Origin of the sequence: Vreelandella andesensis, assembly GCF_003989795.1 — a bacterium.
Classification (GTDB): Bacteria; Pseudomonadota; Gammaproteobacteria; order Pseudomonadales; family Halomonadaceae; genus Vreelandella; species Vreelandella andesensis.
On the sequence record NZ_RZHG01000019.1, the window covers coordinates 179,017 to 201,418 of the forward strand.

General features: G+C 52.4%; 22 protein-coding genes. 20 read left to right on the plus strand and 2 right to left on the minus strand.

The genetic code is table 11. From position 1 onward, the window contains the following. Positions 1 to 42: 42 nt before the first annotated feature. The 8 genes from ELY33_RS10410 (at position 43) to ELY33_RS10445 (ending at position 8,626) form a co-directional block, all read left to right on the plus strand. Positions 43 to 2,493, plus strand: coding sequence for a sensor domain-containing protein (locus ELY33_RS10410; RefSeq protein ID WP_126947729.1), 2,451 nt, complete (start codon positions 43 to 45; stop codon positions 2,491 to 2,493). 132 nt (positions 2,494 to 2,625) lie between these two features. After that, complete coding sequence (gene argH, locus ELY33_RS10415; RefSeq protein WP_126947731.1) at positions 2,626 to 4,029, plus strand: argininosuccinate lyase; 1,404 nt, start codon at positions 2,626 to 2,628, stop codon at positions 4,027 to 4,029. Continuing rightward, a complete protein-coding gene (gene lptM / locus ELY33_RS10420; RefSeq protein ID WP_126947733.1) occupies positions 4,026 to 4,154 on the plus strand; it encodes an LPS translocon maturation chaperone LptM in 129 nt (42 codons plus the stop codon). Before argH ends, lptM begins: the two co-directional genes overlap by 4 nt. Then, positions 4,154 to 5,425, plus strand: coding sequence for a diaminopimelate decarboxylase (gene lysA, locus ELY33_RS10425; protein WP_126947735.1), 1,272 nt, complete (start codon positions 4,154 to 4,156; stop codon positions 5,423 to 5,425). Before lptM ends, lysA begins: the two co-directional genes overlap by 1 nt. Continuing rightward, positions 5,425 to 6,258 carry a diaminopimelate epimerase gene (gene dapF / locus ELY33_RS10430; protein WP_126947737.1) on the plus strand — a complete coding sequence of 278 codons (834 nt, stop codon included), beginning with the start codon at positions 5,425 to 5,427 and terminating at the stop codon, positions 6,256 to 6,258. Before lysA ends, dapF begins: the two co-directional genes overlap by 1 nt. Before the next feature lie 16 nt (positions 6,259 to 6,274). Further along, a complete protein-coding gene (locus ELY33_RS10435; protein WP_126947739.1) occupies positions 6,275 to 6,985 on the plus strand; it encodes a DUF484 family protein in 711 nt (236 codons plus the stop codon). Next, complete coding sequence (locus tag ELY33_RS10440) at positions 6,978 to 7,886, plus strand: tyrosine recombinase XerC (protein ID WP_126947741.1); 909 nt, start codon at positions 6,978 to 6,980, stop codon at positions 7,884 to 7,886. The genes ELY33_RS10435 and ELY33_RS10440 overlap by 8 nt, the downstream gene beginning before the upstream one ends. 2 nt (positions 7,887 to 7,888) lie before the next feature. Then, complete coding sequence (locus tag ELY33_RS10445) at positions 7,889 to 8,626, plus strand: HAD family hydrolase (RefSeq protein ID WP_126947743.1); 738 nt, start codon at positions 7,889 to 7,891, stop codon at positions 8,624 to 8,626. A gap of 104 nt (positions 8,627 to 8,730) precedes the next feature. On the opposite strand, the gene yihA is transcribed toward ELY33_RS10445, so the two are convergent. Further along, positions 8,731 to 9,366, minus strand: coding sequence for a ribosome biogenesis GTP-binding protein YihA/YsxC (yihA, locus tag ELY33_RS10450; RefSeq protein ID WP_126947745.1), 636 nt, complete (start codon positions 9,364 to 9,366; stop codon positions 8,731 to 8,733). A 310-nt stretch (positions 9,367 to 9,676) separates the two neighbouring features. On the opposite strand from yihA, the gene ELY33_RS10455 reads away from it, so the two are divergent. The 10 genes from ELY33_RS10455 to dtd all read left to right on the plus strand — a co-directional run bounded on the left by ELY33_RS10455 (position 9,677) and on the right by dtd (position 18,441). Beyond that, entirely contained in the window at positions 9,677 to 10,306 is a 630-nt protein-coding gene (locus ELY33_RS10455; RefSeq protein WP_126947747.1) for a c-type cytochrome, read from the plus strand. 105 nt (positions 10,307 to 10,411) lie between these two features. Then, complete coding sequence (locus tag ELY33_RS10460; RefSeq protein ID WP_126947749.1) at positions 10,412 to 11,044, plus strand: thiol:disulfide interchange protein DsbA/DsbL; 633 nt, start codon at positions 10,412 to 10,414, stop codon at positions 11,042 to 11,044. A gap of 2 nt (positions 11,045 to 11,046) precedes the next feature. Then, positions 11,047 to 11,880 (plus strand): endonuclease/exonuclease/phosphatase family protein, encoded by an 834-nt coding sequence (locus ELY33_RS10465; protein ID WP_126947751.1) that lies wholly within the window; start codon positions 11,047 to 11,049, stop codon positions 11,878 to 11,880. A 103-nt stretch (positions 11,881 to 11,983) separates the two neighbouring features. After that, positions 11,984 to 12,544: a TRAP transporter small permease subunit gene (locus tag ELY33_RS10470; RefSeq protein ID WP_126947753.1), complete on the plus strand. Its 561-nt coding sequence runs from the start codon at positions 11,984 to 11,986 to the stop codon at positions 12,542 to 12,544. Further along, entirely contained in the window at positions 12,544 to 13,947 is a 1,404-nt protein-coding gene (locus ELY33_RS10475; protein WP_126947755.1) for a TRAP transporter large permease, read from the plus strand. The genes ELY33_RS10470 and ELY33_RS10475 overlap by 1 nt, the downstream gene beginning before the upstream one ends. A 228-nt stretch (positions 13,948 to 14,175) precedes the next feature. Next, positions 14,176 to 15,285 (plus strand): TRAP transporter substrate-binding protein, encoded by a 1,110-nt coding sequence (locus ELY33_RS10480; protein WP_126947757.1) that lies wholly within the window; start codon positions 14,176 to 14,178, stop codon positions 15,283 to 15,285. Positions 15,286 to 15,441: 156 nt separating this feature from the next. After that, positions 15,442 to 16,272 (plus strand): bifunctional hydroxymethylpyrimidine kinase/phosphomethylpyrimidine kinase, encoded by an 831-nt coding sequence (gene thiD / locus ELY33_RS10485; RefSeq protein WP_126947759.1) that lies wholly within the window; start codon positions 15,442 to 15,444, stop codon positions 16,270 to 16,272. A 157-nt stretch (positions 16,273 to 16,429) separates the two neighbouring features. Beyond that, positions 16,430 to 17,275, plus strand: coding sequence for a universal stress protein (locus ELY33_RS10490; RefSeq protein ID WP_126947761.1), 846 nt, complete (start codon positions 16,430 to 16,432; stop codon positions 17,273 to 17,275). A 73-nt stretch (positions 17,276 to 17,348) separates the two neighbouring features. Continuing rightward, positions 17,349 to 17,930, plus strand: coding sequence for a chalcone isomerase family protein (locus tag ELY33_RS10495; RefSeq protein WP_126947763.1), 582 nt, complete (start codon positions 17,349 to 17,351; stop codon positions 17,928 to 17,930). Between the two features lie 73 nt (positions 17,931 to 18,003). Beyond that, entirely contained in the window at positions 18,004 to 18,441 is a 438-nt protein-coding gene (gene dtd, locus ELY33_RS10500; protein ID WP_126947765.1) for a D-aminoacyl-tRNA deacylase, read from the plus strand. A 44-nt stretch (positions 18,442 to 18,485) separates the two neighbouring features. On the opposite strand, the gene ELY33_RS10505 is transcribed toward dtd, so the two are convergent. Then, the gene (locus ELY33_RS10505; RefSeq protein WP_126947767.1) at positions 18,486 to 20,432 is read right to left on the minus strand and encodes an ATP-binding cassette domain-containing protein; all 1,947 of its coding nucleotides are present in this window, start codon (positions 20,430 to 20,432) and stop codon (positions 18,486 to 18,488) included. 28 nt (positions 20,433 to 20,460) lie between these two features. On the opposite strand from ELY33_RS10505, the gene ELY33_RS10510 reads away from it, so the two are divergent. Next, the gene (locus tag ELY33_RS10510) at positions 20,461 to 21,033 is read left to right on the plus strand and encodes a TIGR02444 family protein (RefSeq protein ID WP_126947770.1); all 573 of its coding nucleotides are present in this window, start codon (positions 20,461 to 20,463) and stop codon (positions 21,031 to 21,033) included. 269 nt (positions 21,034 to 21,302) lie between these two features. Beyond that, the gene (locus ELY33_RS10515; protein ID WP_126947772.1) at positions 21,303 to 22,349 is read left to right on the plus strand and encodes a TRAP transporter substrate-binding protein; all 1,047 of its coding nucleotides are present in this window, start codon (positions 21,303 to 21,305) and stop codon (positions 22,347 to 22,349) included. The last annotated feature ends 53 nt before the right edge of the window (positions 22,350 to 22,402 follow it).

Below are 22,402 nucleotides of genomic sequence, written 5' to 3' on the forward strand. Positions count from 1 at the left end.
ATGACCAGCGCTGTAAGGCAATCCACATGTTTAGGTAATGCCATGCCCTTTGTTAAATCCCAAGGAAAATTAGACCAGTTTTTTTTATTATCGCAAGATTTATTTTTCTGCATTGATTTCACGGGTATTTTCCTTAACGTCAATCCAATGTTCGAAACCCTGCTGGGCTATTCCGCTAGTGAGTGGATAGGTAAGTCATGTGGCAAAGTAGTAGATCACCGCGATATTGCGGTTATTGTAGAGGCGTTAGCGCGCCTTCAATCCCAAAAGAAAGTACCCCCGTTTGACGTTCGAGCAATAACGGCAGAGGGGAAAATAGTGTGGCTGGAAGTGACCGCCGCAGTGGGAGAGCAAGTCATTTATGTAATCGCTCGTGATTTTTCGCGACGAAAAGCCGTTGAGAAACAACTTATTCGTAACCAGCGACTTTTCCAAATTGCCGGCGAGACGGCGCTGATTGGTGGCTGGTATGTTGATATGTCCGAAATGCTGCCCATTTGGTCTAACGAAGTGTGTCGTCTGCACGGTGTTTTGCCCGGGTTTCAGCCTACGGTTAAAGAAGCGATTGACTTCTATGCGCCAAGTTCCGAGCCGCGTATTCGTGAGGTTTTTGAGGACTGCTGCAAACATGGAATCAGCTTTGATGAAGAGCTAGAAATTATCACTCGGCAAGAGGTAAGGCTGTGGGTAAGAGTGATCGGCAGAGCTGTAAGAGACGAATTGGGGCAAATTATTCAAGTTCAGGGATCAACCCAAGATATCACTGAGCGTAAAGCGACGGAACGACAGCTCACGCTGCTTGAACGAAGCGTTGAATCAAGCACTAATGGTGTAGTTATTGTTGATGCTCAGCGTCACGATTTACCAATCGTCTATATCAATGCAGCTTTCGAGCGCATTACTGGGTACTCCCGGGATATGGTGCTGGGCCAAAACTGTCGTTTTCTACAGGGTAAAGAATCGGACCCTGCTACCTTGGCGAAGTTGCGTAAAGGGATTCACTCTCAACAAGAAGTCCATGTCGTTATACGCAATTACCGCCGCAATGGGGCTCCGTTTTGGAATGACCTATACATTTCCCCCGTGCGTGATGCAATCGGCGCTGTCACGCACTTCGTGGGTGTACAAAATGACATCACGGCCCAGCGCGAATACCAGGCTCAGCTTCGGCATAATGCCAACCATGATGCATTAACAGGCTTGCCCAATCGGTTACTGCTTGACCAGCGCCTGGAACAGGGCTGCTTGATGGCAAAGCGATATCACCGTTATATCGCTGTGTTGTTTGTTGATTTGGACGATTTTAAACCGATTAATGACACGCTTGGCCATGAGGTAGGCGACCATATTCTTATTGAGGTTGCCAAGCGCCTAGAAGAAGAGCTGCGCCCTTGGGATACCGTGGCGCGTTTTGGTGGCGATGAATTTATCGTTTTGTTGCCTGACTTGGCCTACGAAAAAGATGTCATGCAGGTGGTTGAGCGACTTCTCGCTTGTCTCTCTGCGCCCTACTGGTATCGAGGGGGTGAGCTGCGTATTACTGCCAGTATGGGGATTGCCACCGATGATGGAACAATCAACGAGCCGCGTCAGCTTATACAGCAGGCAGATCTGGCGATGTATAAAGCCAAGCGACAAGGGCGTAATACCTATCAGTGGTATACCGATGAGCTAAATCGCAAAGTTTTCGAGCGAGTTAATTTACGTCATGCGTTGCAACAAGCCATAGAGCAGTCGCAATTTGAGTTGCATTACCAACCGCAAATATATGGCCCCACTGGCCAAGTATCTGGTGTAGAAGCACTGATTCGCTGGTATCACCCAGAGCGTGGCAACATTTCTCCTGGCCAGTTTATTAGTCTGGCAGAAGACACTGGGCAGATTATGCCAATCAGTGAGTGGGTGTTGGAAAGGGCGTGCCGTGATGCTGTCAGGTTGAATGCGAGTGCCACTATGCCCGTTACCATGGCGGTTAATATTTCGCCCATGCAGTTTCAGCGTTCAGGTTTTCTAGCGTCTATTCAGCGGGTACTCAAGCAAAGTGGGCTAGCGCCAGAACTATTGGAGTTAGAGCTTACTGAAGGCGTGCTAATGGAAAGTACAGAGCATGCCATACAAACATTGCAGGATCTGCGCTCGCTGGGCGTGCATATTGCGCTGGATGATTTTGGAACCGGTTTTTCAAGCCTTAGCTACCTTAAGCACCTACCAATCAACAAGCTTAAGATTGATCGGTCATTTGTTCGTGACGTGGTCACAGACCCTCGGGACGCGGCGATTGTAGACGGTGTGGTCACTATGGTCGCCAAGCTTGGCCTGGAGGTGTTAATCGAAGGCGTGGAGACGGCAGAGCAGTACGAGTATCTCAATGCCCGCCATAGCACGTATTTCCAAGGCTTCTACTTTGCTCGCCCGATGTCATTTTCAGCACTTCGTAGCTTCTTAGACGAATCTCCTCACCCGTTTAGTGGTCCTGAACCACCGTCGACTTGAAAAACGACCATAAAACGGCATGCCGCTGAGTGCGGCGACTCTGGTACACTTTCTGATAATGATTACCTTAGTTTTTTTACGACGCTTTGTTTTTAACGACTCCTTTAGTTTTGTCAGCAGGATATGCCTCCGATGAGCCAAGCTACGAACCAGTCTTGGGGCGGTCGCTTTAGCGAGCCCACCGATGCTTTTGTCGCACGCTTCACCGCGTCTGTGAATTTCGACCAGCGCCTAGCGCGCCAGGATATTCAGGGCTCTATTGCCCATGCCACCATGCTGGCTCGGGTCGGTGTGCTGACCGATGAAGAGCGTGACACCATTATCAACGGCCTCACCGAGATTCAGGGCGAAATTGAGCGAGGCGAGTTTAACTGGTCGATTCCGCTTGAAGACGTGCACATGAATATCGAGGCACGCTTAACGGATAAAATCGGTATCACGGGTAAAAAACTACACACTGGCCGTTCACGTAACGATCAGGTAGCGACCGATATCCGCCTTTTTATGCGCGATGAGATCGACGTGATTGAAGTGGAGTTAATTCGTCTACGTGAAGGCATGATTGAGCTTGCCGATCGTGAAGCCGACACCATCATGCCCGGCTTTACCCATTTGCAAACAGCGCAGCCGGTGACTTTTGGTCATCATCTATTAGCATGGCAAGAGATGCTAACCCGTGACCACGAGCGCTTACTGGACTGTCGCAAACGTGTGAATGTGATGCCTCTTGGCGCAGCGGCGCTAGCCGGCACTACGTATCCTATCGACCGCCATGTAACAGCGGAATTACTAGGCTTTGATCGCCCGGCGGAAAACTCACTGGATGCTGTCTCTGATCGTGACTTCGCTATCGAATTCACCAGTTTCGCCAGTATTCTGTTGATGCACCTGTCACGTATGAGCGAAGAACTCGTGCTGTGGACCAGCGCCCAGTTTGATTTTATCGACCTGCCTGATCGCTTCTGCACTGGCTCTTCTATCATGCCGCAGAAGAAAAATCCCGATGTACCCGAACTGGTTCGTGGTAAAACGGGTCGGGTGTATGGCCACTTAATGGCGCTATTAACGCTGATGAAGTCGCAGCCCCTGGCCTACAACAAGGACAACCAGGAAGACAAAGAACCGCTGTTTGACGCCGTCGATACCGTGCGCGACTGCTTAAAAGCCTTTGCCGACATGGTGCCGGCTATTGAGCCGAAAAAAGACAGTATGTATGACGCCGCTCGACGCGGGTTCTCGACCGCCACGGACCTTGCTGATTACTTGGTACGCAAAGGCGTGGCCTTTCGCGATGCCCATGAAATTGTTGGGCTGTCGGTGGCGTATGGCCTGAAGAGCAAGAAAGACCTGTCAGAAATGACCTTGGAAGAGCTTAAGCAGTTCTCCGATATTATCGAGCAGGATGTGTTTGAAGTGTTGACCCTGGAAGGCTCAGTCGCGGCCCGCAACCACATTGGCGGCACCGCGCCCGATCAGGTTCGCGCCGCTGCCAGCCGTGCCCGTGAGGCGTTGGCAGTGTTAAAAGGTGATGCATGAAACGCAGCGCAATTACGCTTAGCACGTTGCTATTGACCGCACTGCTGCTCGTCGGTTGTGGCCAAAAAGGGCCGCTTTATCTGCCTGACGATACCAACGATTCGGCTGCCGAGCAGGAGGGGTAATGGATCACTTTAACTACCGTGACGGCGTGCTTTATGCTGAAGACGTCCCACTTACTCAGATTGCTGCCGACCTAGGGACGCCTTGTTATGTCTACTCAAAAGCGACGCTAGAGCGTCATTTTCGAGCCTACACTGAAGCCCTGGGTGGTCATCCTCACCTGATTTGTTATGCGGTAAAAGCCAATTCCAACTTGGCGGTACTGGGCCTGCTTGCTCGGTTAGGGGCTGGGTTTGATATTGTTTCGATTGGTGAGCTTGAGCGCGTGCTAAAAGCGGGCGGCAACCCTGCCAAAGTGGTGTTTTCAGGAGTGGCGAAGCAGCCCCATGAAATGGCTCGCGCCCTCGACGTGGGCATAAAATGTTTTAACGTCGAGTCACGGCCAGAGCTTGAGCGGCTGAATAAAGTTGCTGGTGAGCTGGGGGAGATTGCTCCGGTATCGCTGCGGGTAAATCCTGATGTGGATGCAGGCACTCACCCCTATATTTCAACTGGGCTGAAAGACAATAAGTTCGGTATTCCTGTTGATGAAGCGCTGGATGTTTATACGCTGGCCGCCAGCTTACCCAACCTGCGCGTCACCGGGCTAGACTGTCATATCGGCTCTCAGCTCACTGAAACAGCCCCTTTTTTAGATGCTCTTGAGCGGCTATTAATGCTGATGGAGCGGCTGCGTGAGCGTGGTATCGAGATCGATCATCTAGACCTAGGTGGTGGGCTTGGCGTCCCCTACCGTGATGAAAAACCACCTCAACCGTTTGATTACGCCAGCCAGTTGCTGACGCGTCTTTCTCGCTGGGAAGGCGGTGAAACATTGATGTTGCTATTTGAGCCTGGGCGTTCAATTGCGGCTAACGCAGGCCTAATGCTGACCCGCGTAGAGTTCTTAAAGCTAGGTGAGACTAAAAATTTCGCCATTGTAGATGCTGCCATGAATGATCTGATCCGCCCCGCGTTGTATCAGGCATGGCAGGCAATTGTACCGGTGGATACCCGTCAACAGCGCGAGCGTGCGGTCTATGATGTCGTGGGCCCTGTCTGTGAAACCGGCGACTTCCTCGGTAAAGAGCGCGAACTGGAGGTTGCAGAGGGCGATTTGCTGGCAGTTCGTTCTGCGGGTGCTTATGGCTTTGTAATGGCATCGAATTACAACAGCCGTCCTCGCCCACCAGAAGTGATGGTCGATGGCAGTAGCTATCATGTAGTCCGCGCTCGGGAAAGCCTGGAAAGCCTGTGGGCGGGTGAAACACTGCTGCCGGAAGGGGGGCGCTGATGCTGTTGCACTTCACCAAAATGCATGGTCTGGGCAATGATTTTATGGTGGTGGATCTGGTCACTCAGCGAGCGCGCCTGCGTGATGAACAGATTCGCCAGCTAGCAGACCGGCGCTTTGGCATTGGCTTTGACCAATTATTGGTGGTCGAGCCGCCCCGCGATCCAGAAATGGACTTTCGCTACCGTATTTTTAATGCGGATGGCAGCGAAGTTGAAAATTGCGGCAATGGCGCGCGCTGTTTTGCTCGTTTTGTTCGCGATCAGCGACTGACACACAAGCATGAAATTCATGTAGAAACCGCCGGTGGCCCGCTGGTGCTCAATGTTCAGCACGATGGTATGGTGCGTGTTGATATGGGTAGACCGCGTTTTAACCCAGCTACGCTGCCGTTTGAGGCCCCTGGTGATCAACCACTGCACGCGGTTGACGTCGATGGTGACACGCTGGCGCTAGGGGTTGTCTCTATGGGGAATCCTCATGCCGTGCTGCAGGTTGAAAGTGTTGATAGCGCACCGGTTGAGCGTCTTGGGCCGCTACTTGAGTCGCACCCTCGCTTCCCCAAACGGGTGAATGTGGGCTTTATGCAGGTCGTGTCGCCTAGCGAAATTCGCCTGAGAGTATACGAGCGCGGCAGCGGCGAGACGCTTGCCTGTGGCACGGGTGCCTGTGCTGCGGTGGCTAGCGGTATTCGCCAGGGGCTGTTGAAAAGCCCGGTCACCGTTCACTTGCCTGGTGGTCAGTTAAGCATTGAGTGGCCCGACCCCGAAGCGCCGTTGGTGATGGTGGGTCCAGCCACACGCGTCTTTGATGGTCGCGTCACACTCAACTAATTCGAGGAGAACGGTGATGTCTCAAGCCCCCGAGCCGCGCAAAACGCTCGACCCTGATCAAGTGGCGTTTTGGCTGGCCCGTCACCCTGATTTTTTTGTGGGTCGAGAAGGCTTGCTGCAGCAGCTTAAGGTGCCGCACCCCCATATCGATGGAGCGATATCGTTGCTAGAGCGCCTGGTGATCGACTTACGCCAGCGTGCTGAAACTGCAGAGGGGCGGCTTGAGCATCTTCTGGAAACCGCACGGCATAATGAAGCCCAATACCGTCGACTGCGTGAGACGTTACTTAGTCTGGTTGAAGCAGAAGATCGCGATACGTTGGCCCAAGCGCTTGCTGTTCAATTAAGCGAGCACTTTCAGACGCCTGCCATGGCGCTATGGTGCCCATCTTCATTAAGCGATGAAGAGCCAACGCCGCCGCAACCGCCGCGCCACGTGTTGAATCAGCATGCCAGTGCGCGCCTGGCCGCGCTGTTAGATGGGCGCACCAGCCGTTGTGCCAAACTCAGCGTTAGCGACTGGAAGTGTCTGTTGCCGCATACCAAAGCACCTCGACGAGCGGGTTCCTGTGCCATTTCGCGGCTTTCGGCAGGCGAGCAGCTGGGGTATTTGCTTCTCGCAAGTCCCGACTCCAATTGTTACCGCGCCAGCATGGACACATTGTTTACAGAGTATCTGAGCGATATCGTGGCACGGCTACTGCTTCGCTTGGAACACCATGGATAGCCCAAGCGGATTATCGACGCAGGTCGAGGCGTATTTAGGTAAGCTTGCTACTCATGCAAGCCCTGCCACGGTGACAGCGTATCGTCAGGATTTAACCGCCCTGCAGCGTTTTTCTGAGCAACGAGGTGTCACCGATGCCGCGGCGTTAGATACGGCATTTCTGCGCACCTTTTTAGGGTCAGAGCGTAGCCGTGGTCTCGCGCCGAGAAGTTTAGCCCGTCGCCGCGCTGCGCTATCACGTTTTGCTGACTATCTTGTGCAGCATCACGTGCTTGCCGATAACCCCGTGGGGTTGCTGCGCACGCCAAAGCAGCCAAGCCACTTACCAAGACCACTTGATGTCGATGCGCTATCACGTTTTTTAGATACGCCTCACGACGGCACGTCGCTGGCAATACGTGACCAAGCCATGCTTGAGTTGTTTTATTCCAGCGGCCTACGATTAGCGGAACTTGCGGCGTTGGATTTAGGTCATTTAAATGCCCACCATGTGCGGGTGATGGGTAAGGGTAGTAAGCCGCGGCAAGTGCCCGTTGGTAAACGAGCAGATCAGGCGCTTAAGACGTGGTTAACGTGTCGGCCTGAATTGGCAGCAGCCGGTGAAATGGCATTATTTGTTGGCCAGCGGGGGCGGCGTCTGGGGCATCGCGGTATTCAAAAGCGCTTAGCGCAACTTTCCGTTGTGCGTGGTTTGCCTGAACACCTCCACCCCCATCGATTGCGTCACTCGTTTGCAAGTCACTTATTGGAGTCCAGTCAGGACCTGCGAGCGGTTCAGGAGTTGCTGGGTCACGCTAATTTGTCAACTACCCAAGTCTACACCCGCCTGGATTGGCAGCATTTGGCTGAAAGCTATGATGCCGCCCACCCACGCGCTAAACGCCGCCCTACACGGAGTTAACCATGACTTCTCTACAAGCGATTACGTTTGATCTTGACGATACGCTGTGGGACAACCAAGGCGTGATGTTAAAAACCGAAGAGGGTCATTATCGTTGGCTAATTGAAGCGCTGGCGGCATGGCGCAAAGCCCGACATGAAGCGCCATTAGCGCTGAATTACGAGCAGGGTCTAACCGATTACCTACAGCGCCGCCAGCAGTGGGCCAAGCAGGCGCCGGAACGGTGCGGCGACTTCACCTGGCTACGTTTACGGGCGTTAGAAGCACAGCTAGAAGCCCAAGGATTAACACGCAGTAGCGCCCTGCTATGGGCTGCCGCGGCGATGAATGAGTTCCATCGCCTGCGGGTGCAGGTAACGCCGCACCCCGAAGCTGCCGGGCTGTTATCTGCGTTGAGTAAGCGTTATCAGCTAGCTGCCATTACCAATGGCAATATTCATCTTAAACGCCAGCCGTTAGCTGCGTACTTTCCAGTGGCGATTGCTGCCGGCGAACTGCTGGCACCTAAACCGGATCCCAAGCCGTTTCTCACCGCCCTAGAGCGCCTCAATGTTGTGCCGCATCGCGCTATGCATGTAGGTGACTCTTGGCAAGAGGACGTGTTACCTGCACAGCGGTTGGGCATGCATGCCGTATGGGTCGCCGCGCAAGGCGATCAAGCCTTGCCGGCACGTATTCACCGAATTGCCCACGTAAAAGAGTTGCCCGAGCTAATCGAGTGGTTGGAACGACGCTCCTGACACAGCGGTTTATTTAAGGAACCTGAGCTTGCCTGGCAAGGTTGTCTGTTTTGAGTAAGATTTAGTTTGTTGGTTAAAACTTGGCTTGTTCGGTAATCCTTGGTTTACTCAGCGGTATGTAGCCATTGGTCTAGTTTTTGAGAAAGTGTATCGACACCTTCGCGCTTTAGGGATGAGAAAAGCTGAACCGAGACTAAATCTTCCCACTCTTTTAGGCGAGAACGAACTTTTTGCAGCGTGGCGCTAGCAGGGCCTTTTTTTAACTTGTCGGACTTGGTTAGCAGTATGTGCACGGGCATTTCGCGCTTATCCGCATAGTTGAGCATCATTTGGTCGAATTCAGTGAGCGGGTGGCGCACGTCCATTAGCAATACAAGGCCGCGTAAACTGAAGCGACCACGCAGATAGTCAGACAGATGTTGCTGCCACTCGAGCTTCACCGCTTCAGGCACTTTGGCGTAGCCGTAGCCGGGTAAGTCGACTAAACGACGCGATTCGTCGTTCATAATGGTAAAAAAGTTAATCAACTGAGTGCGTCCTGGCGTACGTGAGGTGCGGGCCAGCGCATTTTGTCGAGTAAGTGCATTAATCGCGCTTGATTTACCCGCATTAGAGCGCCCCGCAAACGCGACTTCTGCACCAGTATCGTCTGGACAAAGAGCAAGCGTGGGTGCGCTGATCATAAAGCGGGCAGTAGGGTAGTTAAGTCGAGCGACTGGGTTATCATTAGCGGTAGACATGGTGTTAATCCTGAAAAACAGACGTATAAGACGGCCCGTTTCACCACGTTAACGTGAGTAAATGACGGTACCGCGACGAATTACCCCAAAAGCAGACCTGGACTTGCATTCCCGCCGCTAGGGTGATTCGTTATAATGCAAGTGGTTTATAACTGCGACCTGGGGCGCTAGTGTACCATCGCGCTCTAGCCAGCAGCGACCAACACGGTATGTTGTTCGTTTTGGCGGAGCTGACCCTGGTAAAGTGCTGAACCTGGGCAGCGCCCAGGGTGCGTACCAGTCAATAATCAAACGGCATAGTGGAATAGCAATGAGAAAGTTACTGGCAAGCCTGGCAATTACCATGGGTGCCGTTGGCACCGTGCACGCCCAAACCGACCTTCAAGCTGACGCGGATGCGGCAGCGGGTCGTGAACTCGCTCAAACCTGCGCAGCCTGTCATGGCCAGCAAGGCATTAGCGCAGTGGGTGCCTTTCCAAATTTGGCCGGACAGCAGATGTCCTATCTGGCTAAGCAGATTATGGATATCCGTGATGGCAATCGCGTGGTTGCCCAGATGGCGGGGCTGGTTGATAATTATTCTGATCAAGACGCTTGGGATGTTGCGGCTCACTTTGCTGGGCAAGACGCAAATCTTGGCCAGACTGACGATGAAGACGCCGAGCTTTTAGCGCGCGGTGAAGAGTTGTATCGGGCGGGTGATATGTCCAAAGGTATTCCCTCGTGCAGTGCTTGCCATACACCTACAGGGGCCGGGATCGGTAGCGCTGTCTATCCTGCGCTCTCAGGCCAGCATGCGGAGTATACGGTGTCTACGTTGCAAGACTATGCTTCTGGTGAGCGTGCCAACAGCCCAAATAATATTATGAGCGACATCGCTTCCAAAATGAGCGATAGCGACATGCAGGCGGTAGCGAATTACCTACTAGGCTTGAACTAGCCGCTATAAATAAAGGTGCCCTATCTCACTGGTAATTAAAGAGATGGGGAACCTCTATGCATGCGCAGCGGTCGTAGTTTTGCTTATTTTTGGAGAATTTTCGCTATGTTGAAAACGTTAATGGTCGCGATGGCCGGCTTAGGCTTATCTGCGGCAGTGAGTGCCCAGGAGCTGGTTGAAGGTCAGCACTACACGCTGCTCGAGTCGCCGGTGGCGACCCAGGTAGAAGAGGGGCAGATCGAAGTGACCGAAGCGTTCTGGTTTGGCTGCCCGCACTGCTACCGTCTGCAAACCCCAGCAAGCGAATGGTACGAAACGCTTGAAGACGACGTTAGCGTTGTCCACATGCCCGCCACGATGGGCGGTGACTGGAACACCCACGCAACAGCATTTTATGCAGCAGAATCCCTGGGTATTGAAGACGAACTTCACGCCGGTTTCTTTGAGGCCATTCATGAAGATGGTCGCTCACTGACAGATGCGGACGAAATCGCTGAGTTTTTCGCTAATTACGGTGTAAGCGAAGAAAAAGCTAAGCAGGCACTAACGGCGTTTAGTGTTCGCAGTGAAGTCAACAAAGCCAACAGCCGCATGCGTGAAATGCGCCTGATGGGCGTGCCCGCATTGATTATTGATGGTCGCTACGTCGTATCGCCAAGCACGGCCGGTAGCTTGGAAAACATGCCGCAAATTGCGAATGCGCTGGTCGAGCGCGTACGTAACGAGCGCGCACAATAACGGTGTTAGAACACGGTCACGCAGGGGGGCAAACAACAAGCTCGCCTGCGCTGTCTTTGGCTGAACGTGGTCATATCCGCTTACTGACGTTCAATTTGCAGGTGGGTATCCAAACGTCGGCATACCATCACTACCTCACCCGTAGTTGGCAGCACGTGTTACCCCATCCTCAGCGGCTTAAGCGCTTGGCGAAAATGGGTAACGTGCTAGAGCCATTTGATGTGGTGGGCTTGCAAGAGGTTGACGGCGGTAGTTTTCGTTCTGGCCGTGTTAACCAAGTGGAATATCTTGCCTCTCAAGCGCGATTCCCCCACTATTTTCAACAACTAAATCGTAATTTAGGGCAGTTTGCTCAGCACAGTAATGGGCTATTGTCGCGCATTGTGCCTAGTCACATCGAAGAGCATCGTTTGCCAGGTATGCTGCCAGGGCGTGGTGCAATACACGCACGCTATGGTGAAGGCCCGGATGCGTTGCACATCTTTATCGCTCACTTGGCGCTAAGCCACCGTGGGCGTGTGCGCCAGCTGAATTATTTGAGTAATATTATCGAGCCACTGCGCCATGTGGTGGTCATGGGTGACCTGAACTGCACGCCTGATCAGCTTCATGCCCATGAGCGCTTTAGTATGTCGCTGCCGCTTCATCCAGTTAAGCCGCTGCTTAGCTATCCTTCCTGGCAACCTCGTCGCGCTCTGGATCACATCTTACTGTCTAAAACGCTTGAAGCCGCGGATGTGCGTGTGTTGGATCACTTATTTTCTGATCACTTGCCAATCGCTGTGGATTTGCCACTACCACCAGCCTGCTTGGCATCGATTTGCCAAAGCGTTTAACAATAAGTTTGCCTAGCGGTTTACGGGCGCTGCATTGTCTGCGTATATGCGCTATTGTCTGTTGCGCTGACTCCCCCTAGCCGTTTTTACGCGAGACACCACAATGTCGGACACAACACAACTACCTGCGTTTATCGCTGCGCTGGACCGCGCTTCGGAGTGGTTTGGGCGTAGCCTTGCGTGGCTGATCATCATCATGATGCTGATTCAGTTCGCGATTGTACTGCTTCGTTATGCTCTTAGCGTCAACAGCATTTTTATGCAAGAGCTGGTGATGTACATGCATGCCAGTGTCTTTATGCTCGCTGCGGCCTATACCTTTCGTCATGATGGCCATGTGCGGGTCGATATTTTCTATCGTGGAATGACACCCCGCCGCCAAGCGGTCGTTAATATCGCGGGTATTATCATGCTCTTGATTCCCGTGATGGTCTTTATTATTGCTTCCAGCTTGGGCTACGTTGCTAACTCCTGGCGTGTTATGGAGACCTCCCCAGACTACGGCGGCATTCCTGCCGTTTTTGCACTAAAAACGTTAATACCGCTTTTTGCCGCGCTAATGATTGTGCAAGGCGTTATTGAAGTGGTGCGCAACGGCTATGTATTTACTGGCCGGATATCCCCATCTGTTGCTGACGATAGCCACCTTGAGGAGCGCGTTTAATGTTGGAATTTATGCCGCTTATTTTATTTGCCGTCATCTGTGTCGTACTGATGTTCGGTTTCCCTGTGGCGTTTTCATTAGCGGGCACCGCGCTGTTGTTTGCAGGGATGGGCCTGGGTCTTGAAGCTATCGGTATAGACGCCAATTTCGACAGTGGTTATCTTGCCGCGCTGCCCAATCGGCTTTACGGCATTATGACCAATCAAACGTTATTGGCGGTGCCTCTTTTTGTTTTGATGGGTGTTTTACTCGAGAAGTCTAAAGTAGCCGAAACACTGCTCGATGCGATGGCGCTATTGTTTGGTGCTATGCGCGGTGGTTTAGGTATTTCAGTGACCTTGGTAGGTATGATGATGGCGGCATCTACCGGTATTGTAGGGGCCACCGTGGTCACCATGGGTCTCATGTCGCTACCTACCATGCTAAAGCGCGGCTACAGCACCTCGCTTGCGACCGGCACTATTTGTGCAACCGGTACACTAGGCCAGATTATTCCACCCTCCATTGCGCTAGTACTGCTTGGCGATGTGCTGTCGTCCGCTTACCAGCAGGCGCAGCTCTCGATGGGCATTTTCAGTCCTAAAACGGTCTCTGTGGGTGATTTGTTTATGGGCGCGTTAGTGCCAGGGCTGTTGCTGGTGGTTATGTATATGATTTACGTTGCCATGGTCGCGTGGTTGCGCCCGCAAATGGCGCCTGCAGCCAACCGTGAAGAGCTAATGGCAGAGCTTGGTCATACGTCGGGTCTTGGGTGGCTGCTGCTGAAGGGCCTCGTGCCACCTGTGGTGCTGATTGTCGCAGTGCTTGGCTCGATATTGGGCGGGTTTGCAACGCCCACGGAAGCGTCGGCGGTTGGCGCCTTTGGTGCCCTGGTGCTGGCCTTGGCTTATCGCCAGTTAGATTGGGCAACGCTGAAAGATGTGCTGCGTTCAACCACCCACGTGACCACCATGGTGTTTATGATTCTGATTGGTGCGGCGCTGTTTTCGTTGGTCTTCCGGGCCTACGGTGGCGAGCATATGGTCACTGACCTGTTCGAAGGTATGCCCGGCGGTGTGGTAGGTGCGACTATTATCGTGATGCTGGTTATTTTCCTGCTCGGCTTTATTCTCGACTTTATCGAAATCACCTTTGTGGTGGTGCCTATCGTGGGGCCGATTCTGCTGGCCATGGGGCTTGATCCGATATGGTTGGGCATCATGATCGCTATTAACCTGCAAACTTCGTTCTTAACCCCACCGTTTGGCTTTGCGTTATTTTACTTGCGTGGCGTAGCGCCGCCCTCGGTGCCGACGTCGGCAATTTACCGTGGGGTCATACCATTTATTCTGATGCAGCTTGGGATGCTACTGATGCTAGCGTTTTACCCTCAACTGGCGACATGGCTACCTAGTCAATTTTGAACGACTCAATTTTAAATGGCTTAATTTTAGCCTGCGTCGTTTTGATGGGAATTTCGATGAGCGCCGAGTTGAAAGCTATCGTTACTATCAACGCAACTAAGTGGCAACCTTACTTAAAAGCAGACAAGCTGATCTTACTAATGGCTTGCAACAAACCGCCAAGCCAAAAAGGCTAGGCGGTCTTCCTCCTACCTATAACAGCAATAATAGAAGCAAGAGGGTTTATGTATGAAAATTAAAGCACTCCCTGTCGCCATTGCGATGACGACCGCTTTATCCGCTAGCTTGCTGGTGGTTTCAAGTTTCGATAATCAGGCTCAAGCACAAGAAAACTTTCGCTGGAAAATGGTTACTTCCTGGCCTAAAAACTTCCCAGGCGTAGGGCAGGGGCCAGAGCGGCTCTCACAACTGGTGGAAGAAATGTCCGATGGCCGCCTGACCATCGAAGTGTTCGGTGCTGGCCAGTTAGTGCCTGGGTTTGAAGTGTTTGACGCCGTGTCTGATGGCACCGCTGAACTTGGCCACTCCGCTTCTTACTACTGGAAGGGTAAAGCGCCTGCTGCTCAGTTCTTCGCGGCCGTGCCGTTTGGCATGAATGCTCAAGAAATGAATGCATGGTTAAGCTATGGCGGAGGCATTGAGCTGTGGAATGAGCTTTACGATGATTTCGGTGTGGACGTGCTAGTAGCTGGGGCATCTGGTGTTCAAATGGGCGGCTGGTACAACAAGGAGATCAACTCGGTTGATGACCTTAATGGCTTAAAAATGCGCATGCCAGGTCTAGGCGGCGAAGTGATGAGTCGCATGGGCGTCGCCATTGTCAACATGCCAGGTGGTGAGATTTTCACCTCGTTGCAGTCGGGAGCAATTGACGCTACCGAATGGATTGGTCCGTACAATGACTTAGCATTTGGTCTACACCAGGCAGCAGACTATTACTATTACCCAGGTTGGCATGAGCCGACGGTGATGTTCGAAGCAATTGTCAATGAAGAGGCTCTAGCAGAACTGCCGGCAGACCTTCAGGCAATTCTACGCTCCGCTATTAGCGATATTAACCAAAGCGTATTGGACGAGTACACAGCGCGTAATAATGATGCTCTTGAAACGCTGGTCAATGAGCACGAGGTTGAACTGCGTCGTATCCCCGACGATGTTTTAGCTCAGGCCCGCGAGCATTCCGCCGATGTTGTAGCCGAGTTGGCAGAATCCAGTGAGCTGGCAACGCGCATCTATGAATCGTACAAAGCATTCCAGGATAAAGTCGTAGATTACCATGCGATTTCTGAGCAGGCATATTACAACGCCCGTAATCCAGATGGTGACACAACGCAGTAGCGACTCAATAACGCAGTAACTATGCTGTAAGCATTCTGCGCTTGTTGAACACGCAATGGCCGCCTCCTAGGCGGCCATTGTTTAGTTAAAATGCCTCTATTTAGCGCTGCATTTGGGTATTCTAGAGAGCTACTGAACCGTTAAGTAAGGAGCCCCATGTCCAACAATTCCCGCCTTCGCAATGTACTCACCATTGCTGGTTCTGACCCCTCAGGTGGTGCTGGCTTGCAGGGTGATCTGAAAACCTTTTCGGCGCTAGGTGTCTACGGCACCAATGTGATCACTGCGGTCATCGCCCAAAATACCTGTGGTGTCGCTTCCGTATACCCGGTTTCTCCTCAGGCTATTCGCGAGCAGCTAGCGCATCTGCTAGATGATGTGGCATTAGATGCGGTTAAAATTGGCATGGTTGCGAACCGCGAAGTTGCCGAAGTAATCGCTGATGTATTGCGGAAAAATCGCCCTCGCTGGATCGTACTAGACCCAGTGATGGTAGCCAAAAGCGGTGATATTTTGGTCGATGATGCTGGCATTCGTGCCGTGCGCGATATATTGGTGCCATTAGCGGATGTCATTACCCCAAATTTGCCTGAAGCGGCTGTGCTCTTAGACGCCGAACCACCGGCTTCACTGGATGACATGGAGGCGATGCTGCCAGCGCTGGTTGAGCTGGGAGCACCTTACGTAGTTCTTAAAGGTGGTCACCTGCGTGGTGATACCTGCCCTGACTTATTGGCCACTCCAAACGGGCACGCATGGCTTCCTGCCTCGCGTATTGCCACTGATAACCTACACGGCACGGGCTGCGCACTTTCTTCGGCAATCACTGCGTGTCTGGCAAAACTACCTGCCGATGCCGAGCCTAGTGCACCTAAGCAAGCGATTGGCGAAGCGAAGCTGTGGTTGCATGCCGCATTAGAAGCGAGCACTAGACTTAATGTCGGTCATGGGCGTGGGCCGGTGCACCACTTTCATGCGTGGTGGTGATGTAAATGACCCAGCGCAATAAGTGTGTAAAGTGGTTGTGGAAAAGGTAAGAGACACCTTGCGGTATGCACAAACGAACACCATGCTGAACAATGCTTGTTTAGCTATTTAATGTGCCTACTGATGATGCCGATTCGATCGGCCAAGGAGTTGTGCCATGTCTCGCACGCTGCTGTTCGCCACGGACCTATCTCAGGATAACCGCGCTGCGTTTGCTCGCGCGCTACGGCTGGCTTATGCCCAAGGGGCGCAGCTCGACATTCTTCATGTCCTTGACCCTTACTTGCCTCACCGTGTTCTTCACGACGTTGAAAGCGCGGTTAATGAAGACATCAGTACCACATTGACTGACCTGCGCGAAGATTACGCACTGGAAGCGCCTTCGCTGCTTATTCAAACCGTTGTGGGTGAGCCTCATGTTGAAATTGTTCGAGAAGCTCACGAACGCAATGCCTCGTTAATTATTTTGGGCATGCACCGTAAGCGCGGTCAGAAAGACCTCCTGTTGGGAACCACCGTGATGCGTGTGCTTAGAAGTGCCCCGTGCCCCGTGGTGGTAGCTTCTTATCTGCCGACGCAGCCCTGGCGACATATCCTAGTGCCGATCGATTTTTCGCTTACCGCCCGGCAAACCCTAAGAGAGGCACTTATACGCTTTCCAGAAGCAACGTTGACGCTATTGCATGCATGGAGCTTGCCCGGTGAGCGTGAGCTTGGCTCCCAAGCTAATTTTGCGCAGTGGCGAGATCATGAGGTAGAACGCTTACGCGGAACATTGGATAACGAGATTGAGAGTTTAATGCGTGATCTTGATGGCGTTCCTGATGTCGAGCTAGTTCTCGAACCGGGGCAACCTTGTGATGTGCTTCACGATTATATGAAGCGGCACTCTCCTGATTTGGTGATCATTGGTAGCCGGGGCCAGCCTCAACACACTAGCCAAGTGGCCGAAATGCTGTTGGGTGAGCCCCACTGTGATCTCATGCTGTGCCGCTCTTGGTAGTTACTGTACGGAACCTTTATCTATGTTTTAAGTATGTATAACCGGTGTTTTGTGAAACGTGGAGATTTTCGCTATGCCATCTGTCCTTAGACATTATTTAACCTTAGGCCTACTGCTGTCAGTCGTTATGCTTCTGTCGGCCCCTAACGCGCTGGCTGCCAGTGTGAATGAGCAGGGCGAGCGCTTCGAGCGCGTTGTGGAGGATGATGGTCAGCGCTATACATTGATAGGTAGTGGGGTCTTTCGCTACATGATCTGGACTGCTTATGCAGGAGCCTACTATCAGCTTGAAGGAGAAACGGCACCACAGCCGTTAAGTAACGTCCCCCGTCGCCTTGAGCTCGCTTACTTTCATAGCATTGAAGCTGCCGACTTTGCTGAAGCGACTGAGGAAACGCTGAAAAAGTCGCTGACACTTTATGAGTTTAACCAGATTGAAGAGGACCTTGAGCGGCTAAATCAGCGCTATCGCGATGTAGCGCCTGGCGACCGCTATCTGCTCAGTTGGGACGGGGAATGGCTGCGTCTTGCCCTTAACGGTGAGGTGGTATTTGAGGATGACAGCGCTGAGTTCGCCAGCGCCATGTTTGGTATTTGGTTGGGCGAGCGTCCGTTAGGCGACGATTTCCGTGATGCACTGTTGGGCAAAAACTGACCTAAACGTAAGTGTCTGAACGCTATCTCAGCGATTACACTGTCCTTTTGGATTTACATCGTAAGGGGCAAGCGTGAAGGCATTGATACAGCGGGTAAAAAACGCCAGCGTGACGGTTCAGGGTAACACCGTAGGGGCCATCGAGCATGGGCTGTTGGCGTTAGTGGGTGTTGAAAAAGGCGATAGCGAAGCCGATGCTGAAAAGCTATTGCATAAGCTGCTGCACTACCGAGTATTTAGCGATCATGAAGGTAAAATGAATAATAACCTGCAGCAGGCCGGCGGAGGTTTACTGTTGGTATCACAATTTACGTTGGCCGCCGATACCCGCAAAGGATTGCGCCCCAGCTTTTCTAGCGCGGCACCGCCCGACGAGGGCGAGCGTCTGTTTGACTATTTAGTCGTTAATGCAAACGCTCGCTGGTCTAACGTTGCAACCGGGCAATTTGGTGCTGATATGCAGGTGGCGTTGGTTAACGATGGGCCAGTAACGTTCCTGCTTGAAAGCTAACTCCCTAATTAACGCGGAATAATGTGCAGGCTGATCACATAGGGCTAGGCGTCCTCACTGGCCAGCAGCGCCGCTTCCATCGTTTCCAGTGCTTCCTCTGCTGCCAGCCACTGCTGTTCGGCATCGTTCAGACGGCTTTTAATGGTTGCTTGTTGAGCAAGCGCATCGGTTAGCTCTGCCTTGCGAGCACTGTCGGTATAAAGCGTCGGGTCAGCGAGAACAGCCTCTACTTCTTCAAGTGCTTGCTGGGCTTTCTCCATGGTTTTTTCAGCGTGATCGCGCTCTTTTTTCAGCGGTCGCAGTTTCTCGCGTAGTTCCGCCGCTGCCTTGCGAGCAGCTTTGCGGTCACCGCTGGGCGGTAGGCTTTGGCGTTCATTCTTTTCGCTACGGGCGTCGCGGCGACTCTCTTCCAGACGCGCTTTTAGCCATACCCGATAGTCATCGAGATCGCCATCGAAGGGTTCCACACGGTGATCGGCAACCCGCCAGAACTCATCAACCGTGGCACGCAGTAAATGACGGTCGTGGGATACCAGAATGACCGTACCCTCAAAACTTGCTAGCGCTTCGGTTAGCGCCTCGCGCATTTCCAAGTCCAAGTGGTTGGTTGGCTCATCAAGCAGCAGCAGGTTTGGTTTTTGCCAAGCGACCAGCGCCAGTGCCAAGCGCGCTTTTTCACCGCCAGAATAGGTGGCAACTTCGCCAAAGGCGTCATCACCTTTAAAACCAAAGCCACCTAAGAAGTTGCGGATTTCCTGGTCACTTACCGTTGGAGAGAGCCGTTGTACATGCATAAAGGGCGTTGTGGTTACGTCCAGGCTTTCTAATTGATGCTGAGCAAAATAGCCAATCGCTAAATGTTCACCTGGTACGCGTTTGCCCTCTAGCAGCGCAAGCTCGCCAGTCAATGATTTGATCAGCGTTGATTTGCCCGCGCCGTTGGGGCCTAACAGGCCGATACGGCTGCCGGGTAACAGGGTAACGTTGACCTTCTCTAGCTGAGCAACATCGCCCGCTTTGCTGCGATAGCCAAGGGTGGCTTGGTCTAGCACGAGCAGCGGGTGTGAGGTCTTATCGGCAGCGGGAAAAGTGAAGTGAAAGGGTGAGTCCGTGTGAGCGATGGCGATATCACCCATACGCTCCAGCATTTTTACACGGCTTTGCGCTTGCTTTGCTTTTGTTGCCTGGGCGCGAAAGCGCGTAATAAAACGCTCAATCTCTTCGCGCCGGGCCTGCTGTTTAGCCGCTTCGGCTTGCTGTAGAGCGAGCTTCTCTGCTCGCGTTCGCTCAAAGCGGGAGTAGTTGCCGCGATAAAGCTCGAGCGTTTGGTGGTGCATATGCACAATGTGATCGCACACAGCGTCCAAAAAGTCACGGTCATGCGAAATCAGCAGCAGCGTGCCTGGGTAGCGGGTCAGCCACTGTTCTAGCCAAAGCAGGGCGTCAAGATCTAAGTGGTTGGTTGGCTCATCAAGCAACAGCAGGTCAGACGGCATAAATAGTGTGCGGGCCAAATTCACCCGCATACGCCAGCCACCGGAAAAGTCCGACAGGGGCCGCTCAAGGTCCGCTTGCACGAAGCCGAGTCCCACTAATAGCTGCGCCGCCCGTGATTCGGCTGTATAGCCATCCAGCGTTTCGATAAGGCCATGTAATTCGGCTTCCCGATGCGGATTATCTGTTTTGCGAGCGGCCAGAAGATCTGCTTCCGCTTGCCGCAGCGCATGATCGCCATCCAGCACATACTCCACAATAGGGCGATCTAGTGCGTCAACTTCTTGGGCCATGTGGGCGATTCGTTGGCCACCGCTCATCTCAACGTCGCCTTGGTCGGGGCCGAGCTCACCTAGCAAGAGTTTGAATAAGCTCGACTTACCGGCGCCGTTTGCCCCGATAATGCCAGCCTTTATGCCGCTGTGGAGCGTAAGGTCAGCGTTATCGAGTAGCGTTTGTGTACCCCGTTGCAGGGCGACTTGGCGCAGTGCGATCATGCATTCTCCCGAAAAAGTGGGTAAATCAATGTTCGATTCTAACCGATTCCAGCGCTTACAGCAGGCTCCGCTGTGGGATTTTGCACTGACGTTCTATGCCCAGCCTGGGGTCGAGCAGGCTTGCCTTGTGCTACAGGACAGTGCTGGGGTTGATGTGTGTGAGTTGCTCATGCATAGCTGGCTTTATCAGTACGGCCTTCAGGCAACGCCAAGTGCGCTGACAGTGGAGCGCAAAGCGCGCGAGCATTGGCAGCTTTCGGTCACGGCTGTTTTGCGGCAGCTGCGTCGTGATCTCAAGCCGCAAGCGGCAGAAAGTGAGGGCATTGCCCAGCTTCGAAAGACACTTCAGCAGGCCGAACTTCAAGCTGAGCGTGAGAACCTTCAACGCTGGCAGCAATGGATACTGCAAGCGTCTAAATATAACCGCCGGATAACAAATTGCGCTATAAGCAAGCAAGATGTTGCACAATGGCTGCAAAGTAAGCTGTTTTCGGATGCGCTTGCGTTTGATCAAGAGGTCGTGCAACCCAGGCGCGAGAACGTTAGGGAAGCAATTAATATGCTTGCGACACAGCTTGACCGTTACGAGCGACCGCGCTAGCCTGAAGTTAAGCTATTTTTGAATAACGCGTGCTGATAAGGCTGTTAACGCTTTTGCTATGGTTTCAAAAAGCTGCTTCCAGGCGTTGCCTTAATCGTGTTCAAAAAGACATATTCTACGAATAATGTTTTACGGACATCGAGGCCAGAACGCTCCAATAGTTTGCTCTGACTTAATTGCCAGAGCATCTTATTAGCAGCACGCATTATACAAAAATTAAGTATTGGCGCACTTGTACAGCGCGCCTACCATTGCTAGGGGAACTCTGTATGAAGGCAAGCAAGTTAATTTCGACTCGTTCAGTAACGACCAAGTTAATGACGACGGCAAGCATTGGTGCACTATTATTTGGTCTCAGCGCAGCCGCTCAAGCAGATAACTGGCGTTACGCCCACGAAGAGTACGAAGGCGATGTCCAAGACGTGTTCGCTTACGCATTCAAAGAATATATTGAAGAAAATTCCGATCACACTGTTCAAGTCTATCGTTTTGGTGAGTTAGGTGAGTCTGACGACATCATGGAGCAGACCCAAAACGGCATTCTACAGTTCGTAAACCAGTCACCTGGTTTCACGGGATCTCTTATCCCAGAAGCGCAAATCTTCTTTATCCCTTATCTACTGCCTACTGACGAAGAAACGGTTCTCACGTTCTTCGACGAGAGTAAGGCTATCAACGAGATGTTCCCAGCGCTCTACGCCGAGCAAGGTCTTGAGCTACTGAAGATGTACCCTGAAGGTGAAATGGTTGTTACCACCGACGAGCCAATTAGCTCGCCGGAAGATATGAGTAACAAGAAAATTCGTACCATGACGAATCCATTGCTCTCAGAAACTTATGATGCTTTTGGTGCGACACCGACGCCGCTACCTTGGGGTGAAGTGTATGGTGGTCTGCAAACCGGCATTATCGATGGACAGGAAAACCCAATTTTCTGGATCGAATCTGGCGGCTTGTACGAAGTGTCTCCGCACCTTACCTTCACAGGTCATGGCTGGTTCACCACCGCAATGATGGCTAACCAAGACTTCTATGAAGATTTGTCTGATGAAGACAAAGAGCTGGTGCAAGAAGCGTCTGATGCTGCTTATGATCACACAATTGAGCATATTAAAGGCTTGGCTGGTGAGTCATTAGCTAAAATTCAAGAAGCTTCTGATGAAGTGACGGTTACGCGATTGAACGAAGAGCAAATCCAGGCTTTCCGCGAGCGCGCTCCACAGGTAGAGGAAGCTTTCCTAGGCATGACGGGGGAGCGCGGTGCTGAGCTGCTTGAGCAGTTTAAAGCCGATCTTGAAGCCGTAACTAACGAGTGATTAATCGTTTAGCATATTCGCTCTAACGTAGAGTCACCTAGGGGGCAGCCAGC

What these genes read in the sequence shown, in the direction of transcription:
- ELY33_RS10410 (WP_126947729.1), top strand. Translation starts at nt 43, where the DNA reads ATGCCCTTTGTTAAATCCCAAGGAAAATTAGACCAGTTTTTTTTATTA.
- argH (WP_126947731.1), top strand. Translation starts at nt 2,626, where the DNA reads ATGAGCCAAGCTACGAACCAGTCTTGGGGCGGTCGCTTTAGCGAGCCC.
- lptM (WP_126947733.1), top strand. Translation starts at nt 4,026, where the DNA reads ATGAAACGCAGCGCAATTACGCTTAGCACGTTGCTATTGACCGCACTG.
- lysA (WP_126947735.1), top strand. Translation starts at nt 4,154, where the DNA reads ATGGATCACTTTAACTACCGTGACGGCGTGCTTTATGCTGAAGACGTC.
- dapF (WP_126947737.1), top strand. Translation starts at nt 5,425, where the DNA reads ATGCTGTTGCACTTCACCAAAATGCATGGTCTGGGCAATGATTTTATG.
- ELY33_RS10435 (WP_126947739.1), top strand. Translation starts at nt 6,275, where the DNA reads ATGTCTCAAGCCCCCGAGCCGCGCAAAACGCTCGACCCTGATCAAGTG.
- ELY33_RS10440 (WP_126947741.1), top strand. Translation starts at nt 6,978, where the DNA reads ATGGATAGCCCAAGCGGATTATCGACGCAGGTCGAGGCGTATTTAGGT.
- ELY33_RS10445 (WP_126947743.1), top strand. Translation starts at nt 7,889, where the DNA reads ATGACTTCTCTACAAGCGATTACGTTTGATCTTGACGATACGCTGTGG.
- yihA (WP_126947745.1), bottom strand. Translation starts at nt 9,366, where the DNA reads ATGTCTACCGCTAATGATAACCCAGTCGCTCGACTTAACTACCCTACT.
- ELY33_RS10455 (WP_126947747.1), top strand. Translation starts at nt 9,677, where the DNA reads ATGAGAAAGTTACTGGCAAGCCTGGCAATTACCATGGGTGCCGTTGGC.
- ELY33_RS10460 (WP_126947749.1), top strand. Translation starts at nt 10,412, where the DNA reads ATGTTGAAAACGTTAATGGTCGCGATGGCCGGCTTAGGCTTATCTGCG.
- ELY33_RS10470 (WP_126947753.1), top strand. Translation starts at nt 11,984, where the DNA reads ATGTCGGACACAACACAACTACCTGCGTTTATCGCTGCGCTGGACCGC.
- ELY33_RS10475 (WP_126947755.1), top strand. Translation starts at nt 12,544, where the DNA reads ATGTTGGAATTTATGCCGCTTATTTTATTTGCCGTCATCTGTGTCGTA.
- ELY33_RS10480 (WP_126947757.1), top strand. Translation starts at nt 14,176, where the DNA reads ATGAAAATTAAAGCACTCCCTGTCGCCATTGCGATGACGACCGCTTTA.
- thiD (WP_126947759.1), top strand. Translation starts at nt 15,442, where the DNA reads ATGTCCAACAATTCCCGCCTTCGCAATGTACTCACCATTGCTGGTTCT.
- ELY33_RS10490 (WP_126947761.1), top strand. Translation starts at nt 16,430, where the DNA reads ATGTCTCGCACGCTGCTGTTCGCCACGGACCTATCTCAGGATAACCGC.
- ELY33_RS10495 (WP_126947763.1), top strand. Translation starts at nt 17,349, where the DNA reads ATGCCATCTGTCCTTAGACATTATTTAACCTTAGGCCTACTGCTGTCA.
- ELY33_RS10505 (WP_126947767.1), bottom strand. Translation starts at nt 20,432, where the DNA reads ATGATCGCACTGCGCCAAGTCGCCCTGCAACGGGGTACACAAACGCTA.
- ELY33_RS10510 (WP_126947770.1), top strand. Translation starts at nt 20,461, where the DNA reads ATGTTCGATTCTAACCGATTCCAGCGCTTACAGCAGGCTCCGCTGTGG.
- ELY33_RS10515 (WP_126947772.1), top strand. Translation starts at nt 21,303, where the DNA reads ATGAAGGCAAGCAAGTTAATTTCGACTCGTTCAGTAACGACCAAGTTA.